The organism is Amycolatopsis sp. cmx-8-4, assembly GCF_046548675.1.
Lineage (GTDB): Bacteria > Actinomycetota > Actinomycetes > Mycobacteriales > Pseudonocardiaceae > Amycolatopsis.
This window is the reverse complement of record NZ_JAEBDZ010000014.1, coordinates 103,036-119,161: the sequence shown is the minus strand read 5'-3', so window position 1 is coordinate 119,161 and position 16,126 is coordinate 103,036. Positions and strand designations below refer to the sequence as shown.

Genomic DNA, 16,126 nt, shown 5'->3' with positions numbered 1-16,126 from the left:
ATCAGTCCCGCAACCGGCGCAGGAACGGGTCGGTGGACGTGGACCGCTCGAACCGGGCGCGGACGTCGAGCGCCACACAGCCGTCGGAGCGGACCCGCACCGGGTTGAGGTCCAGCTCGGCGAGCTCGGGCACGAGCTCGGCCAGCCGGCTGACCTTGAGCAGCAGTTCCCGCACGGCCGCCCGGTCGAGCCGCGCCGACCAGAGCGCTTTCGCCGAGCGCAGGCCGTCGAGCAGCAGGTCGGCGTCGGCCCCGGTGAGCGGGGCCAGCCGAGCGGCGTGGTCGGCGATCAGGTCGGTGTCGACACCGCCGAGGCCGAACACGACCAGCGGCCCGAACACCGGGTCCGAACGCACGCCGACCAGCACTTCCCGGCCCGGTTCGGCCATTGGCTGGACCGTGACCCCGTGCAGGGCGGCGCCGAACCGGGAGCGCAAGGTGCGGAACGCGTCGAGGATCTCGGCACCGCGCACGTTCAGCAGTACGCCGCCGCCCGCCGACTTGTGCAGCAGGCCTTCGGCGTCGGCCTTCAGCACGACCGCCGAGCCGGGGTCGAAGACCACGGCATCCATCGAGTCGCCGGTCTTGACGTACGTCGTTTCCACCATCGGGATGCCGGCCAGGCGCAGCAGTTCGACGGCGTCCGCGGGGGCCAGCCAGCCCTCGTGTCCGGCGGCGAAGGCGCGGAGCGCGTCGGGATCTTCCAGCGGAGCCAGGGAATCGTCGGTCTCGGGCCGGTTCAGCCACTGCTCGTAGCGGACGAGGCGGGCCAGGACCGCGGCAGCCGCGGCCGGGTCGTCGTAGCACGCGGTCACGCCGGTGCCGGGCACCAGCGGGGCGACGCGGGCGCGCTGCCCGGGCCGCACCGCGAAGACGGTCTTGAACTCCGGCAGGAGCACGGCGGCGAGCGCGGTCCCGGGGTCGCCGACCGCGGTGGGTACGGTCGCGGCGATCACCGCGTCGACACCGTCGTCGGCGAGCACCGCGCGCAGCGCGTCGGCGAACACCTCCGCGGGGACGGCCGCGGTCGTGTCGACCGGGTTCCGCACGGCGGCTTCGCGTGGCAGCAACTTCGCCAGCCGCTCGCGCGTGTCGTCGGACAGCTCTGCCATCACCAGGCCTTCGCGCTCGCAGGCGTCCGCGGCCAGGACTCCGGCCCCGCCGGCGTTGCTGACCACGGCCACGCGCGGGCCGCCCGGCAGCAGCTGCCAGGACAGCCCGGCGATGACGTCGACCAGCTCGGCCACGGTGTCGACGGCGATGATCCCGGCCTGTTCGAACAGCGCGTCACGCGTGACGGCGGGGGTCGCGGCGGCGGCGGTGTGCGAGGCGGCGGCGCGCTGCGCGGTCTTGCTGCTGCCCGAGCGGACGGCGAGCACCGGACGGGTGCGGGCCAGCTGCCGGGCGACGCGGCTGAACTTGCGGGGGTTGCCGAAGGATTCGAGGTAGAGCACGGCGATCTCGGTCCGGCGGTCGGCGGTCCACCACATCAGCAGGTCGTTGCCGCTGACGTCGTACTTGTCACCGGTCGAGACCAGGCTCGACATGCCGAGACCGAGATCGCCGAGGGATTCCGCGAGCGCGATCCCCACGCCGCCGGACTGGGTGACCACGCCGATGTTGCCGGGTGCGACCGCTCCGGCCAGGAAAGTCAGGTTCAGCGGGCGATCGGGGTCGGTGGAGACGACGCCGAGGCAGTTGGGGCCGACCAGCCGCATGCCGTAGCGGCCGACGGCCTCGCGGACCCGGGTCCCCGCCGGGGTCCCGGTCAGCCCGGAGGAGATCACGAGCACGGCACGCACGCCTCGCTCGCCGCACGCCTCGACGGCGTCGGCGGCGGCCGCGACGGGCAGGCAGATCACGGCGAGTTCGGGCGTCCGGGCCAGCTCGGCGACGCTCGCCGCGGACGGCACGCCGAGAATCTCGCCGGCGTTCGGGTTCACCACCTCGACCGGACCCGGGTAGCCGGACGCGACCAGGTTGGCCAGGACCGCGTGCCCGACCGAACCGGGCCGCCGTCCCGCACCGATCACCGCGATCGACGCGGGTTTGAGCACGTGGGCCAGGCTGGCCACATCGGCGACGGAGTCGCGCTTCAGCACCGCGTCCAGGTAGGCGGCGTCCTCCTCGAGAACCATCACGACGTCCCGCTCGGGGCCCTCGACGCTCGCCTCGAACCGCAGCCCGAGGTCGGCGAAGACGTGGATGATCTTGGCGTTCTCCGCGAGCACCTCGGCGACGAAGCGCTTCAGACCCGTCTTCCGGGCGTGGGAGACGAGGTGTTCCATCAGCAGGGTCGCGACGCCCTGGGTGCGCACGGCCGCGTCCACGACGAGCGCGACTTCGGCGTCGGTGGTGTCCTTCAGGACTTCGTAGTTCGCCACGCCGACGAGCTCACCGCGCAGGTAGCAACCCACGGCGTAGTGGCCAGGACCCGTCTCCGCGGCGATCTCCCCGGCCAGTTTGTCCAAAATGGACGGCCGGGCCCCGAAGAACCGGAAGTACGTGTCCTGTTCGGTGAGCCGGGTGTGCAGGCCCAGCACCTCGGCGGTGTCGGCCGGGTGCAACGGGCGTACGAACACCACGTCGCCGTCCGCGAGCAGGGCTCGGGAGCCTGCGTCCACACTCATGCTGTCCCTCCTCGGGCGGCACCAGGACGGTCTGGCGTCGCCTGTCAAGGAGACCTCGGACCGGGGGCGCCGCGACGCGGCCGGACTACCCGAACTCCGAGGACCTTCGTCACCGAAGTGCGCTGCGATCAACCGAGCGGTGCCGACCACTCCAGCTTCACGCCGCCCTCGGGCCCGGGTTCGAGCGAGAACCGCCCGCCGGCAGCCTCCGCCCGTTCGCGTAGGTTGCCGAGCCCGCTCGGCGAGACGTCGGCGGGGATGCCCTTGCCGTCGTCGACCACGACGACGCGCAGCACGTCGTCCTTCACCGCGACCGACACCGACACCGTCAAGGCCTCCGCGTGCCGGACGGCGTTGCTGACCGCCTCACGCACCACCGCTTCGACGTGCTCGGCCAGCTGCACGGGCACCGCGTCGAGCGTGCCGGACATGCTGACCGTCGGGTGCACCGGCGCGTCGTCGGTCAGGTCGGCGATCGCGTCGTGCAGCCGGTGCCGCAGCCGGGTCTCCCCCGCTGCGCCGCCATGCAGATCGAAGATGGCCGTCCGGATCTCCTGCACGATCTCGTGCATCTGCTCGATGCTGTCCCCGAGCCGCTTCTGCAGCTCCGGCGACTTCGTCCGCCGCTGCGTGCTCTGCATCGACAGACCCACCGCGAACAGCCGCTGGATCACGTGGTCGTGCAGGTCACGGGCGATCCGGTCGCGGTCGCCGAGCACGTCCAGCTCACGGGCGGCGCGCTGTTGCGCCGCCAGCTGCAGAGCCAGCGCGGCCTGGTCGGCGAAAGAGGCCACGACCGACAGCTGGGCCGACTCGAACGACGCCGCGCCCGGCTCCCGGACGGTGATGAGCACGCCGGTCGTGCGGTCGCCCGCCCGCAGCGGCACCACCAGCGCCGGCCCGAAGCGGTATTCGCCGAGTTCGAGCTCGGGGACACTGCGCGGCGTCCGGTCCCGGTACACCGCGCCGGGCAGGCTGCCTTCGAGGTCGATGTGCAGGCCCGACAGCTCGGCCGCCCGGACCCCCGCGCAGACGGTGACGGTCAGGTCGTCGACGTCGTCGCCCCAGTCCTCGTCGACGTCGAGCCGGCCGGAGTTCGGCAGGGCGAGCATCGTGACGTCGGAGCCGGTCAGCTCCAGCGCGCGGGTCGCGATGATGTTGAGCGCTTCGGCCGGGTCCGTGCCGCCCAGCAGCTCGGTCGTCACCTCGCCGGTCGCGGCCAGCCACCGCTGCCGCACCTGCGCCTGTTCGTAGAGGTGCGCGTTCTCGATCGCGATGCCGGCCGCGGCAGCCAGTGCCTGCACGACGACCTCGTCGTCGTCGGTGAACGGCTCGCCGTTCTTCTTCTCGGTCAGGTAAAGCCGGCCGAACACCTCGTCGCGCACCCGGACCGGCACGCCGAGGAACGAGTGCATCGGGGGGTGGTGTGCCGGGAAACCGGCCGACGCCGGATGGGCTGAAATCTCCTCCAGCCGCAACGGTTTCGCTTCGTCGATGACCACGCCGAGGACACCATGCCCCTCGGGAAGGTGCCCGATCAGGTGCCGGGCGTCGTCGTCGATCCCCAGGTAGATGAACTCGGATAAGGAGCCGTCCTCGGCGAGCACGCCGAGGGCGCCGTACTTGGCCTCGCCGAGCTCGATCGCGGCCTCCACGATGCGCCGCAGCGTGGCGTCCAGTTCGAGTCCGGACGCGACGGCCAGTACCGCGTCGAGCAGGCCGTCCATCTTGTCGCGGGTGCCGATCAGCAGCTCGATGCGGTCCTGCAGATCGCGCAGGACCTCGCGCAGCCGCAGCCCGGACAGCGTTCCGGCCGTTCGCCGGGAGCCGTAGTCCGGCTGTTGTCCGGATTCGTTCACCGACACCTTGCCCACGACCTTCACATTGTCCACTCCAGCCTCACCGCTGGTGACTTTCTCCCCTTTCCACCGTCCGGTGGCACGAGAGACCGTCATCGGAAGCTGTCCGGAACCACAGTGTGCCGCCCGGCAGCACCGAGAGGGAACCATGACACCACCCATCACCTCGATCGGCCTGTTGGATCCTGATCAGGTGAAGTCCGTGCTCGGCGCGGCGGTGCTCGCCCCGTCGACGCGCAACACGCAGCCCTGGCGGTTCCGCTGCACGGCAGCGGGGATCGAGCTGCACGCCGATCCGGACCGCGCCCTGCCGGTGGCCGACGCCGACCGGCGCGAACTGCTGATCTCCTGCGGTGCTGTGCTGTTCAACCTGCGGACCGCGATCCACGCGCTGGGCGCGCACCCCGCCACGACGCTGCTGCCCCGGCGCGACGACCCGACGCTGCTCGCGGTGGTCCGGCCGTTCGCGGCTCGCAAGCCCGATCGACGGCTCGTCAGGCTGGCCGACGCGATCCCTCGGCGCCACACGAACCGTACCCCCTTCGAGGGCGCCGTGATCCCGGAAACGGTCGTCGCCGAGCTGCGCCTCGCCGCCGAGGCCGAGCAGGCCTGGCTGCCCCGGCTGGACGCGAACCAGCTGGACCGGCTGCGCGACTTGGTGCACAAGAGCCACCACGCTCAGGTGTCCGACCCCGCGTTCCTGGCCGAGCGGCGGCACTGGACCTCTCGCTCCCGGGACAGCCGCGACGGCGCCCCCGAGTACGCCGCCGGCGCGGTGCCTGCGGAAGACGGAGACCGGATCCTGAGCGACTCCGGCTCGCCACGGCGGAGTCCGGTCGACGACTCCGACCCCCTGGTCGTGGTCGTGGGCTCCTTCGACGACAAGAAGGCCGACCGGATCCGGGCCGGTCAGGCCATGCAGCGGGTCCTGCTGACGGCCACCGCCGCCGGATTCGACGCGTCGTTCATCTCGCAGCCGGTCGAGGTTCCCGCGGTCCGGGCGCAGCTGCGCACCCTGCTGGGCGGTGGGCTGTGGCCGCAGGTCGTGCTGCGCCTCGGCCGCGGCACGCCGGCGTCGTGGACACCGCGCCGGTCCCTGGACGACGTCCTGCTGGAACCGGATCGGCTCAGCGCCTAGTTTCCGTGCTGGCGCAGCTCGGTGGCGAGGACGGCGGCCTGGGTGCGGCGCTCCATGCCCAGCTTGGTCAGCAGGCGCGAGACGTAGTTCTTGACGGTCTTCTCGGCCAGGAACATCCGCTCGGAGATCTGCCGGTTGGTCAGGCCTTCGCCGATCAGCTCCAGCAGCTTCCGCTCCTGGTCGGACAGGTCGGACAACGGGCCTTTCTTCGTCTGGCTCTCGCGCAGCTTGGCCATCAGCGCGGCCGTCGCGTGCGCGTCGAGCAGGGACTTGCCCGCGCCGACGTCGCGTACGGCCGAGACCAGGTCCATGCCCTTGATGTCCTTGATGACGAACCCGCTGGCGCCGGCCATCACCGCGTCGAGCATCGCCTGCTCGTCGGTGTAGGAGGTGAGCATCAGGCACTTGAGCTCCGGCAGCTTGGAGCGCAGCTCACGGGCCAGTTCGATGCCGTTGCCGTCGGGCAGGCGGACGTCGAGCACCGCGACGTCGGGGTTGAGCGCCGGGATCCGGGCCAAGGCCTGCGAGACGCTGCCCGCCTGGCCGATCACCGTCAGCTCCTCGTCCTCGTCCAGCAGGTCGGCGACCCCACGACGGACGACCTCGTGGTCGTCGACGAGAAACACGCGGAGCATCTCCGACCTCCTGTGACGGGAACGTTTCGACAGGGGCCAGCGTACGACCGCGAAAGCTCTCGGGAAGACGACCAAAGACCTCCAACCGGCGCCGGAGGTCACTTCGGGGCAGCGCACTCGGCGGGCCGCGAAGTAGTTCGCGACCCGCCGAGTGCGTCCACCGGTCAGTGCGGTGCTGCCGGGCATCGAGCCGCGGTCATGCCTTCCGTTCCGGGCGGACGACGAGCACCGGGCACTGGGCGTGCTGGATCAGCGCCTGGCTGGTCGAGCCGAGGAGCATCCCGGTGAAGCCGCCCCGGCCGTGACTGCCGACGACGACCAGTTGCGCGGTCTCGCTCTCTTCGAGCAGCACGTGGCGGGGGCGGTCGTGCACGAGCCGGGGCCGGATCGTGACGTCGGGGTACTTCTCGTGCCAGCCCGCGAGCCGTTCGGCGAGCAGCCGCCGCTCCCCCTCCTCCAGCGTGCCGGCCTGGGTCAGGATCCGGGCGGTGCCGTGGGTGTCCTCGTAAGTGACGTCGTCCCACGCGTGCACCGCGACCAGCGGCACACCGCGCAGGGAGGCCTCCTCGAACGCGACGCCGAGCGCGGGCTCGCTGTTCGCGCTGGCGTCGACGCCGACCACGACCGGGCCCGAATCCGGGACCATCGAGGTGTCCTCGCGGCCGCGGACGAGGGCGACCGGGCTGTGCGCGTGGCTCGCGACCGTGGCCGCGGTCGCGCCGACCAGCATCCCGGCGAACCCGCCGGAGCCGCTTCGGCCGACGACGAGCATCCGGGTGTGCCGGGACTCGTCGATGAGCATCGGCACGGGCGGGGCGTTCGGCAGTTCCGTCGTGATGACGAGGTCCTTGTCGACGGACGCCGCGAGGCTGCGGGCGTCGGCGATGATCCGTTCACCGTCGGCCTGGATCGCGTCGAACAACGCACCGGCGCCGGCGCCCGGCAGGCCACCGCCGTAGTAGAGGCTGGTGAGCTGCAGTCCGTGCACGATCCGCAGCTGCAGATGGCGCAGGGACGCGGTCTTGGCGGCCCACGCGAGCGCGGCCGTGGAACCGGCGGAGCCGTCCACGCCTACGGTGATCCTCGGGTCGATGGTGTTCATCGGCTCTGCTCCTGACCTGCATAAGCGGTGTCGGCGGTGATGACGCCGGGCACGGCCAGCGCCAGCAGCTGGGCGACGTGCCGGTCGGAGTCGTCGTCGAACCGGTCGGCGATGTGGACGTTGCCGTCGTGGACGTCGATCTCCCAGCGGCCGCTGCCGCCGTAGATCTCCAGCCGGTGCTTGACGTCCCGGGCGATGGCGGAGTCGTCCCGCGCGAGCACGCGGACGATGTCGCCGCGGGTCACGATGCCGACCACGGCGGAGCCGTCGACGATCGGCATCGCGCGGATGCGGGCGTCGATCAACGCCTGGCAGAGGTCGGCCACGTCCGTGCCGGTGCTCATGGCGGTGGCGGGGCTGGTCATCAGGTCCCCCACCGTCTTGCCCGCGGCGACGGCTTCGTGGTGCTCGTGGGTGAACCGGACGTCGACGGGGATCCGGCCGCGGATCAGGTCCGCCTCGGTGACGATGCCGATCAGGCCGTCGTCGTCGTCGACCACGGGGAGCGCGGTGAAGCCGTGCGTGGACAGCAGCTCGGCCGCCTCCTTGGCGGACGTCCACGGCTGCACAGTGATCACCGGCGAGGTCATCACGTCGCGTGCTCGCATCGGGTTTCCTGCCTTTCGTGTCACTTCCAACTTAAGATGGCGACACCTCGGGCACAGCTGGCGTCGGTCACCGGTCGCGAGGACTTACGTCCCTTCGACCGAATACGTCCACAAAGGACGAAGATCCTCGCGCAGGTCGTGCGGGGCACTCACGACCCGTTCCCGGTCGGCTGGGGTCGCACGACGGCCACCGGGCACGGCGAGTGCACGATGAGCGCCTGGCTCGTCGAGCCCATCAGCATGCCGGTGAATCCACCGAGGCCGCGGCAACCGACCACGATGAGCTGAGCGTCTTCCCCGCGCTCCAGCAGCGTGCGCACCGGCCGCCCGCGGGCGACGTCGAGCTCGATCGGGACGTCCGGATACTTCTCCTGCCAGCCGGCCAGCTGCTCGGTGAGCTTCGCGCGTTCGGTGCGCTCGATGGCGGCCGCGTCCACGTGCAGCGGATAGAGCCGCGGCACGTCGTCGGCGAGGACGTCGGTCCAGGTGTGCACCAAGGTCAGCCCGGTTCCCCGCAGCTGGGCCTCTTCGCAGGCGAACGCCAAGGCGGCCTCGCTGTCGGGCGAGCCGTCGGCGCCGACGAGCACCGGACCGGTGACCGGCGGCGGGCTGTGCGGTGTCCGGCCGTGAACCACGACGATCGGGCAGTGCGCGTGCGCCACCACCGACACGGCGGTCGACCCGACGAGCAGGCCGGTGAAGCCGCCGAGCCCGCGCGAGCCCAGCACCACCAGCTCGGCGTGCCGCGACTCCTGGATCAGCGCGGCGACGGGACTCCATTCCCGGGCGGCCGTGGTGATCTCGAGGCCAGGGTGTTCGGCGAGTACGACGGCCCGCGCGTCGGCGAGCCACTCTTCGGCCCCTTCCGCCAAGCCTTCCCGCACCTGGTCCAGCGATCCGAACGCGATCGGGGAGCGCACATTCGGCAGGGTGTAGACCTGCACCAGCCGCAGCGGGCGGCCCCGGCGGCGGGCCTCGGTGCCGGCCCACACGGCTGCCTGCACCGCCGAGGACGAACCGTCGATCCCGGCGACGATCGCGCCGTCGATGAATCCGTGCATGGGTTTCCTTCCTTCAACGGCCACAGTGGACGGATCAGACGTGACTCGGCAGATCGGGCGGAACCGGGGTGACCGGCGGGCCGGCACGGTGTGCTCGGTGCGCGGCGAACCCGATGAGCAGAGCGCCACCGGCCAGCAGTACCGCGCCGGCGAGCAGCAAGCCGAGGGCGATCCACCCGAGGGCGGGCGCGGTGGCTCCGGCTTCGGCGCGCACGGAGATCCCGCGCGAGCCGTCGGTGTTCATCACGACGGCGGTCCACTGCCCGTCACCGACCGGCCAGGAGACGGTCTGAGTGCCTGAGCCGGACGCGGTCGCCGTCCACACCCCGGCACCACCGGGCGCGGTGCCCGGCGCTCCGCCGGGGTGCACTCGATCACCGGAGCGGTTGTCGGCCACGCTGCCCAAGGTGGTGAACTCGGTCGCGGCCAGGTAGCCGGCGACGTCTTCGGAGCGGCCGATACCCACGAAGAGCGGGTGGCCGTCGATGGCGGTCGCGCGGATCCGGACATCCCCGACGGCGGTGACGACGTCCGGCGCGCCGGAAATCTGCACCGGGTCGGTCAGGACCGCGTAGCTGTCCGACGCCAGCGTCGTGGAACCGGTGAGGTAGCCGTCGGCGTCGCGCTGCGTCCGGTCGGCCCACAACAGTGCGCCGCCACCGGTCAGCAGCCCCATCGCGCCGAGCAGCAGCACCGCACCGGAGACGGCGGCGACGATCCGCCCGCCGGTCCAGGTGGACGCGTGCGCCGGCCGAGGTTGCGGGTGCGGCGGTTCGAAGGCGGCCTCGGAGCCGCCCATGTCCAGCCGGAACGGCGGGTACTCGTCGGTCATCAGCGACACGTAGGCCGCGACACGCAACACCCAGCGGTCCATGCCGAGCACGAAGTCGAAGATCGGCCGCGGGTAGCGACCGGTGAACAGCAGCACCACCCCGGCGACCAGCACCAGCACGCCGACGAGACCACCGGCGGCCCAGTCGAAGCCGTCGTCGTCGCTGCCGTTGCCGAAGGCCAGCCAGCTGCCACCGCCGGCGAACAGGCCGATGATCACGAAGTGCGGGAGGGCCAGCAGCCACCACTTCACGAGCACCAGGCCGCGCGAAAGCTTTTCGGGGTAGGCGATTTCGAGCCGGGCCGGGTAGTCCGGGACGTCAGCGAAGGTGAACGGCGGGTAGCGGTCGGTGCCCAGCCCGGCGTAGGAGTAGTACTGCACCCGCCAGCTCCAGCGCAGCACACCCGAGGTGAACGCGAACAGCGAGCGCGGGTAGCGGCCGGTCACCAGGATCGCGAAGAACGCCGCGATGGTGACGAACGGGTAGGCGAACCACAGGAAGGCCAGCACGACGTAGTGCGGGACCGCGAGGAGCCACTTGACCAGCCACAGCCCGCGCGACAGCGGTTCGTCCAGGGTGGCTTCGACCCGGACCGGGTAGCCGCGTGGCGCCGTCATGACCGGCTCCCGGCAACCTCGGTCACCGCGAGGGTCGCGCCGATCTCGCGGCCCCAGGCCCGGATCGACGGCCAGTCGCGGTGGTCGCCGTCCTGGACCCGCAGCGCGGCGACCATCGCCCGCTCCGGAAGGTGCAGCGCGTGGCGGTCGAGCTTCCCGCCGAACAGCCGGTGCGCGCGGGCCCCGAGCCGCATCACCACGTCGGCGGCACCGGCCGGCTCGTCGGCTTGCTGGTCGCGTTCGCCCACGGGCCCGCTGGAGAACACCCAGACCGGCAGCCCGCGGAGTTCGTCGACGAAGGTCTCGGCGAACTTGACGGCCGGCTCGAGCCAGTGTCCCATGTAGACGGCCGAACCGAGGACCACGGCGTCGTAGCCTTCGACCGAAGTCACCAGGCTCGCGTCACACACCTCGATCCGGGACCCCACCCCGGCGTCGGTCAGCGCGGAGCCGGCCGCGGTGGCGATGTTCTCGGCGATTTCCCGGGTGGCGCCATGTCGGCTGGCCACCGTCACGAGGATTTTCATGGTTCCAGCCTCACGCGGGGGCGGCTCCCGGTTTAGGGGCCAATGTCCCTTGGGCCTTGCCGAAAGTCACCGAGGTCCCGGCCTGGTACTCCTCTTTCGGTGCACCACCGCGACCGGACAGGCCGCGTGCGAAGCCAGGGCGTTGCCGGTCGAGCCGAGCAGCCTGATCCCGATCCTCGTCGTCTGGTCCGGCCCCTTCAACGACAGCTGGGAGAACGATCATGTTCGGTTACCGAGTACCCGCGCCCGACGAGGCGATGCTCATTCCCGGCGGCAAGAGGAGCGGTGTGGGCGAACCGCCGTTCCGCGCGTGACCAGGCAGGCCATCACGCTCAACGTCCGCGCGGTCATCGTGTTCAAGGTCGGCAACGACACCGAGACATCGTCGACGCGGGTCGGCGGTTCCTGTCCGACCAGGGGCAGATGTCGATCCTGACCGGGCGGATCTTCGCCGGCACCCGCGCTCGATCATCGGTTCGATGACGGTGGAGGAGATCGTCACCGAGCGGCCGCCGAGGCCCACAATCGCGTGGCCCTCGACCGGCTGGTCATCGGCCAGCTCCCGCAGATCGTGCGCGAAGCCGCGCAAGAAAGGGATCTCCCACCCGGTCACACCGCAGCCCAGTGGGCGAGGACAACAACCACGCAGTAACCGGATAGCCACGGCAATCCCTCCGTCGTGAGCGAACTGGTCGCTCATGGCGATCAGGGGCCGCTGCGCAGACGCTCAGGCACGGCGACATCCACGATCGTGTGACAGGCAAGACCCGAACAGGTCGATCCCTTCCCAGGCGACTCGGTCTATCGTCGGCGAGTCGAGTAGTTCACAACACGCGCCCCGGCCCCCGGCGGCGCCACCGGCAGGTGGCCCATGATCCGGAGGGCCGTAATGGGCGATGTTGTGGCTGGATCGGCAGGTCAACGGTCAGGCGGGATGATGGCCGCGGCGCTGGTGCTGCAGCGCTGGGAAGACGTGGTGCTTCCGCCCGACCGAACCGGCCAGGAGCACGAGGGCAAGGTCATCCCATGGACTGCCCGCCGCCCTGGACCGGCCGAATCGGCCTGCCCTGCATTCCTGCGTCCGTGACGACGACCGCCTTGTGGCGACCACGGGCCAACACTCATCAGAAACCGGCCCCCAGTAAAGAACTTTCATTTGAGCAGATCAGAGCCGATGACTTTTTGACAGTTCGATTTTACCCATCACCCGACAACCACCTTGCTAACGGAACACAAGGAAGACTATGGTCCGAATGGGCTAACTCTTACCCAGCCAAGAGTGAGAGCGGTCTTCCCCTAGGGAGCACACCGCCGATGCATTTCCCACGATTTCGCATCTTCACGTGGATAATTCTCGCGATCAACGCCCTGTTCCTCATGTGGATCATCGTCGCCACCGCAACCCGCCCCGCTGCCACGAACACAACATGCAACAGCCTCGATGTCCAGACCTGCCAGGCAGCAAGCGACGTCGGCACAGCCATCGGCGTCGGGCTCATCATCGGGCTCTGGGTCGCCGCGGACGTGATCCTCGGAATTCTGTGGCTGATCACGAAGCCCAAGACCCGCGACTGCCCGGCGTGCGGCCGCGCCGTCAAGCGCGGGAAACTGAGCTGCAAGGCCTGTGGATACGATTTCTCCCAATCCCAGCCGGTCGCTCGGACCCAGCCGAAGCCGCCATTGAGCCCGACAGCATGACCGCGAAACCAGGTGGCCGACGTCAATGAGTGGTTCGGGCCGTTCACGGGCACCGGTGATCGCGCCTGCCACCGGATCGCAGGCCCACCGCCTCGCGCCGGCTGCAGGCTCGATCAGCCGTGCCCTGTGCGCGCGGCAAGGCAGCTACTCGACGCCTTCATCTCCCCCTTGCCGCCACGCATCGTTCGTGCAACCCTGGGTACTTCTCGAGGTGCGGACGGACAGGCGGTGCTCCCGGCGACCGCGGTGTCCGCACCACCGCCCCGGCCCCTGGCGGCGCTCGCACGGATACACGCGGTGCACCAGAGATGTGGGTGATCACAATTCCTCGCGCACAACGAGCCCCCGGCCGACGGGGACCGGACTCGACGCCGCCCGACCGCGGGTCGCCGCGGAGCCACGCACCGGTCATCCCGGCTCGCGCTGCGATGTCCGTCAGGGCACACGGGTCGTCATGGCCGACGTGAGCCGCCTGCCGCCTCCGCGGACCGCGGTCTGGGACTGGCAGCTGGACGCCGCGTGCCGCGACATCGACAGCACGACGTTCTTCCACCCCGACCACGAGCGCGGCCTGGCCAAGGACGACCGCGACCGGCTCGCCAAAGCGATCTGCGCCGGCTGCCCGGTGCTCGAGGCGTGCCGCCGTCACGCACTGATCGTCCGGGAACCCTACGGCGTCTGGGGCGGCCTGACGGTCGCCGAACGCGCGGTGGTCCTGCACGAATCAGCTTTCCCGGCGGCGACAACGACCAACGGCCCGGAAGACGAAGCACGGACGGCATCCGCCGCCTCGGGCAGCGAAAGCAGTGACGTCCACGCGGCGGCGGAGAGGCACGCCGGAGCACGCGTCGCCGGCGATGCCTGGTTCGAGGTCGATACCGGAACACACCACCTCGAATGGGTCCCGAAGGGCCCACGCTCGAGGCCGTGGCCAGGGTGAGGTCGAACCCCTTCCGGCAAGCACCACACAGCTGTGTACGACAGAGCGGCACACAGACCGCGGTGGGCCCCACCCAGAAGCCCACCGCGCCGTAGGACGGCCGGCTCCCACCGTTGAGGCCACTTCCGGGGAGAGCCGGCCGTTCGGCGTGGCGAGCCGGACCCGGCCGGCCGAAAGCCTCCGGCGGTGCCGGGGCCGCGTAGGGGGCGGCCCCGGCACCGGCTCACTCCTCTACGGTGTGCCGGCGCCGGGCAGCTGGGACCGGGCTGCCTGCTGGTCCAGGTCGGTGGAACGCAGCCGGAAGCGGGGCGCCTCGGGTACGGCGATCCGGCCGGTGAGGCGCTGGCCGGCGCCGACGTGCAGCAGCTCGCCGGGATCGAGCAGACGCCAGAGCGGATCCTCGTCCATCGGTTCACTGGCGACGACGGTCGCGGGCACAGCGGCCAGATCGCCGGAGCGGACCCGCACCCGACCCGACGCGCTGGCGTGTTCGAGATGGCGGTGGCCCTGGTGTCCGCCTGCCGGCCGGGCCAGAACGTACAGGGGGTGCGTATCGGGGTAGCGCAACGCCCACAGGTCCGTAGGCGTGGTGATGATCAGGTTGAGCGCGTAGACCGGGATGGACGTCCCGATCCAGTCGACCGCCGCCACGATCGCCCGACCGAGGTCGCCGTGGCGGCGTGCGTGGGCGGTGATCAGCGCGAACACCAGTTCGGAATCGGTGTCACCGTGCACGAGGTCCGCGACCGAGCCGCCGAGCGCTCCGGCCACCGCGGCGCGCAGGCGATCCAGGCCGGTGACGACCCCGTTGTGCGCGAACAGCCTGCCGTCCTGCAGGAACGGGTGGGTGTTCTCGGTGCGCAAGCCACCGGTGCTGGCGTAGCGGATGTGGGCGAGGAAGGTTTCGCTGGTGGTCTGCTTCGCCTCCCGGGCGAACTCCGCGTCGCGGTACGCGGCGATCGGCCGCTTGTGGACCAGCGCGGTGCCCTCGGGAGTGAAGACGCCCAGGCCCACTCCGTCCGGTTCGGCGCGGCTCTGCTCGGCGAGGCTGTCGACGGCGTCGAGGAGCCAGAAGGTGGCGGCGACGCGGTGTGGACTGGCCGACAGCCCGAACAATCTGCACATCCCGGCTCCTGAAGCGTTCAGAGGGTCGGCGGGGGGAAGCCGGAGACGGGTCATCTCGCCCGGGCCGACGTTCAGCGCCGAATTCCTCGGATTCCGAACTCTCATCGGACGCCTCCTCCGACGGCATGAGCCGGTTCTCCGGAGGAGAAGCCGTACGCGACAAGCCCGGCGCAACCTTTCGGCGGTACGCCGGGCTTGAAGACCCATGAGTGGAAGGCAGGCGCCGGCGGTGAGCCGGATCGTGGAGGCGCGGAATCCCTTGGAGACCTCGATTCCGAGGTGCACCCCGGCTACCGGGCGCCGAACGACACATTCTCGGCGATGACGTTCACGGCGGCTCCCTTGGACGTGCGGTTCGAGTGCGTACGCCGAGGTCCAGGGCGAAACTTGATGCGCCACGATCGGCGCGGCCGAAGCACAGCGGCCGATCGGATGCAGCTGCCATAATAGACCCCTCTCCCCGCCCGTGGACCCGTCGATGCGGGACCGGGACCTCCCAGTCAGCCCGACCACAGCCACCGCCAGGTCCGAACCCGCGGCTACTCGGTGCTGGAACGGGGCGCGTTGAACGCCACCTCGGCCAGCAGAAGCGCGCCGAGATCTTCGCTGTCCGCCAGCACGTCGAGGACACCGGCGAGCTGCAAGACACGGCGGACTCCGCCACGAGCGTGGCGAACCCGGTAGGACGTGCCGTGGTCGACAGCGGTGGTGTAACCGAACATCAGTGCGTGTATTCCGGCGCTGCTCATCGCGGTCACCTGCGCCAGGTTGATCAGCAGCACCTCAGGGCCCTCGACGACGATCAGGTCGAAGAGCCGTGATCGGAGCGGCTCGGACGCGGCCACCAATACCTCGCCCATCAGGTCCAGCTCGATGTTCACACTGCTGTTCCGGCGGACGTTCATCGTGAAGTTCATCGCCTGCCTCCTACCGCTCACGCCGACTGTGATCATCGCGCGCCTCGGCCGGCAGGACCTCAGCCTCCCGCCGCGCTCGCCTGATGTGTGCGTCAAGCGCTGCTTCGGCTCGGTCGAGCCGTCGCAGCATACGATCCAGCGCCTCCCGTGACCGAGCCACCAGCTCGACGCGCCGGCGGATCTGCTCATCAAGCTTGATTCCCAGTTCATGAGCTCGATGCCCGGCACCAGCCGCCTCGTCCCGCCAATCCGCAGCCCGATCACGCTCATCAGCAAGCCGATCACACACATCGGACTCGCTGTCGAGGGCGTCAGCCGCAGCCTCACGCTGGTTCGGAGACCGAAACCTCGCCAGGTCGTCATCTGGCTGGTCCATCCCCCGACGATACTTACCCGCCGGCCCGATCAGAAGGGTTGGGCCGGCCGCCCATGATCCA

12 protein-coding genes and 1 pseudogene are annotated in these 16,126 nt (G+C 70.6%); 3 read left to right on the top strand and 10 right to left on the bottom strand.

The genetic code is table 11. From position 1 onward, the window contains the following. Position 1: 1 nt before the first annotated feature. On the bottom strand, positions 2-2,629 hold the full coding sequence (locus ACLJQZ_RS28145) for a GNAT family N-acetyltransferase (RefSeq protein ID WP_410622878.1): 2,628 nt from the start codon (positions 2,627-2,629) through the stop codon (positions 2-4). Between the two features lie 128 nt (positions 2,630-2,757). Beyond that, positions 2,758-4,503 carry a GAF domain-containing protein gene (locus ACLJQZ_RS28140; RefSeq protein WP_410622983.1) on the bottom strand — a complete coding sequence of 582 codons (1,746 nt, stop codon included), beginning with the start codon at positions 4,501-4,503 and terminating at the stop codon, positions 2,758-2,760. A 133-nt stretch (positions 4,504-4,636) separates the two neighbouring features. Here ACLJQZ_RS28140 and ACLJQZ_RS28135 point away from each other — a divergent pair, with 133 nt between their 5' ends. Beyond that, on the top strand, positions 4,637-5,626 hold the full coding sequence (locus ACLJQZ_RS28135) for an Acg family FMN-binding oxidoreductase (protein ID WP_410622877.1): 990 nt from the start codon (positions 4,637-4,639) through the stop codon (positions 5,624-5,626). Here ACLJQZ_RS28135 and ACLJQZ_RS28130 read toward each other — a convergent pair. From ACLJQZ_RS28130 to ACLJQZ_RS28105, 6 genes are all read right to left on the bottom strand, one after another. Continuing rightward, positions 5,623-6,261, bottom strand: a complete 639-nt coding sequence (locus ACLJQZ_RS28130; protein WP_410622876.1) for a response regulator — start codon at positions 6,259-6,261, stop codon at positions 5,623-5,625. The genes ACLJQZ_RS28135 and ACLJQZ_RS28130 overlap by 4 nt on opposite strands. A gap of 196 nt (positions 6,262-6,457) precedes the next feature. Next, on the bottom strand, positions 6,458-7,363 hold the full coding sequence (locus ACLJQZ_RS28125) for a universal stress protein (protein ID WP_410622875.1): 906 nt from the start codon (positions 7,361-7,363) through the stop codon (positions 6,458-6,460). Then, positions 7,360-7,971 carry an HPP family protein gene (locus ACLJQZ_RS28120; protein WP_410622874.1) on the bottom strand — a complete coding sequence of 204 codons (612 nt, stop codon included), beginning with the start codon at positions 7,969-7,971 and terminating at the stop codon, positions 7,360-7,362. The genes ACLJQZ_RS28125 and ACLJQZ_RS28120 overlap by 4 nt, the downstream gene beginning before the upstream one ends. Positions 7,972-8,120: 149 nt before the next feature. Then, complete coding sequence (locus tag ACLJQZ_RS28115; protein WP_410622873.1) at positions 8,121-9,032, bottom strand: universal stress protein; 912 nt, start codon at positions 9,030-9,032, stop codon at positions 8,121-8,123. A gap of 34 nt (positions 9,033-9,066) precedes the next feature. Then, positions 9,067-10,482, bottom strand: a complete 1,416-nt coding sequence (locus ACLJQZ_RS28110; RefSeq protein WP_410622872.1) for a DUF4389 domain-containing protein — start codon at positions 10,480-10,482, stop codon at positions 9,067-9,069. Further along, positions 10,479-11,009, bottom strand: coding sequence for a flavodoxin domain-containing protein (locus ACLJQZ_RS28105; protein ID WP_410622871.1), 531 nt, complete (start codon positions 11,007-11,009; stop codon positions 10,479-10,481). The genes ACLJQZ_RS28110 and ACLJQZ_RS28105 overlap by 4 nt, the downstream gene beginning before the upstream one ends. Before the next feature lie 1,314 nt (positions 11,010-12,323). On the opposite strand from ACLJQZ_RS28105, the gene ACLJQZ_RS28100 reads away from it, so the two are divergent. Both ACLJQZ_RS28100 and ACLJQZ_RS28095 read left to right on the top strand, forming a co-directional pair. Continuing rightward, positions 12,324-12,707: a hypothetical protein gene (locus ACLJQZ_RS28100; RefSeq protein ID WP_410622870.1), complete on the top strand. Its 384-nt coding sequence runs from the start codon at positions 12,324-12,326 to the stop codon at positions 12,705-12,707. Positions 12,708-13,161: 454 nt separating this feature from the next. Continuing rightward, positions 13,162-13,425 (top strand): annotated as a pseudogene (locus tag ACLJQZ_RS28095) (WhiB family transcriptional regulator); the annotation flags it as partial. A gap of 453 nt (positions 13,426-13,878) precedes the next feature. Here ACLJQZ_RS28095 and ACLJQZ_RS28090 read toward each other — a convergent pair. Then, a complete protein-coding gene (locus ACLJQZ_RS28090) occupies positions 13,879-14,772 on the bottom strand; it encodes a class II glutamine amidotransferase (protein WP_410622869.1) in 894 nt (297 codons plus the stop codon). A gap of 539 nt (positions 14,773-15,311) precedes the next feature. Next, positions 15,312-15,974: an STAS domain-containing protein gene (locus tag ACLJQZ_RS28085; protein WP_410622868.1), complete on the bottom strand. Its 663-nt coding sequence runs from the start codon at positions 15,972-15,974 to the stop codon at positions 15,312-15,314. Positions 15,975-16,126: the final 152 nt, after the last annotated feature.

What these genes read in the sequence shown, in the direction of transcription:
- ACLJQZ_RS28145 (WP_410622878.1), bottom strand. Translation starts at nt 2,629, where the DNA reads ATGAGTGTGGACGCAGGCTCCCGAGCCCTGCTCGCGGACGGCGACGTG.
- ACLJQZ_RS28135 (WP_410622877.1), top strand. Translation starts at nt 4,637, where the DNA reads ATGACACCACCCATCACCTCGATCGGCCTGTTGGATCCTGATCAGGTG.
- ACLJQZ_RS28130 (WP_410622876.1), bottom strand. Translation starts at nt 6,261, where the DNA reads ATGCTCCGCGTGTTTCTCGTCGACGACCACGAGGTCGTCCGTCGTGGG.
- ACLJQZ_RS28125 (WP_410622875.1), bottom strand. Translation starts at nt 7,363, where the DNA reads ATGAACACCATCGACCCGAGGATCACCGTAGGCGTGGACGGCTCCGCC.
- ACLJQZ_RS28120 (WP_410622874.1), bottom strand. Translation starts at nt 7,971, where the DNA reads ATGCGAGCACGCGACGTGATGACCTCGCCGGTGATCACTGTGCAGCCG.
- ACLJQZ_RS28115 (WP_410622873.1), bottom strand. Translation starts at nt 9,032, where the DNA reads ATGCACGGATTCATCGACGGCGCGATCGTCGCCGGGATCGACGGTTCG.
- ACLJQZ_RS28110 (WP_410622872.1), bottom strand. Translation starts at nt 10,482, where the DNA reads ATGACGGCGCCACGCGGCTACCCGGTCCGGGTCGAAGCCACCCTGGAC.
- ACLJQZ_RS28105 (WP_410622871.1), bottom strand. Translation starts at nt 11,009, where the DNA reads ATGAAAATCCTCGTGACGGTGGCCAGCCGACATGGCGCCACCCGGGAA.
- ACLJQZ_RS28100 (WP_410622870.1), top strand. Translation starts at nt 12,324, where the DNA reads ATGCATTTCCCACGATTTCGCATCTTCACGTGGATAATTCTCGCGATC.
- ACLJQZ_RS28090 (WP_410622869.1), bottom strand. Translation starts at nt 14,772, where the DNA reads ATGTGCAGATTGTTCGGGCTGTCGGCCAGTCCACACCGCGTCGCCGCC.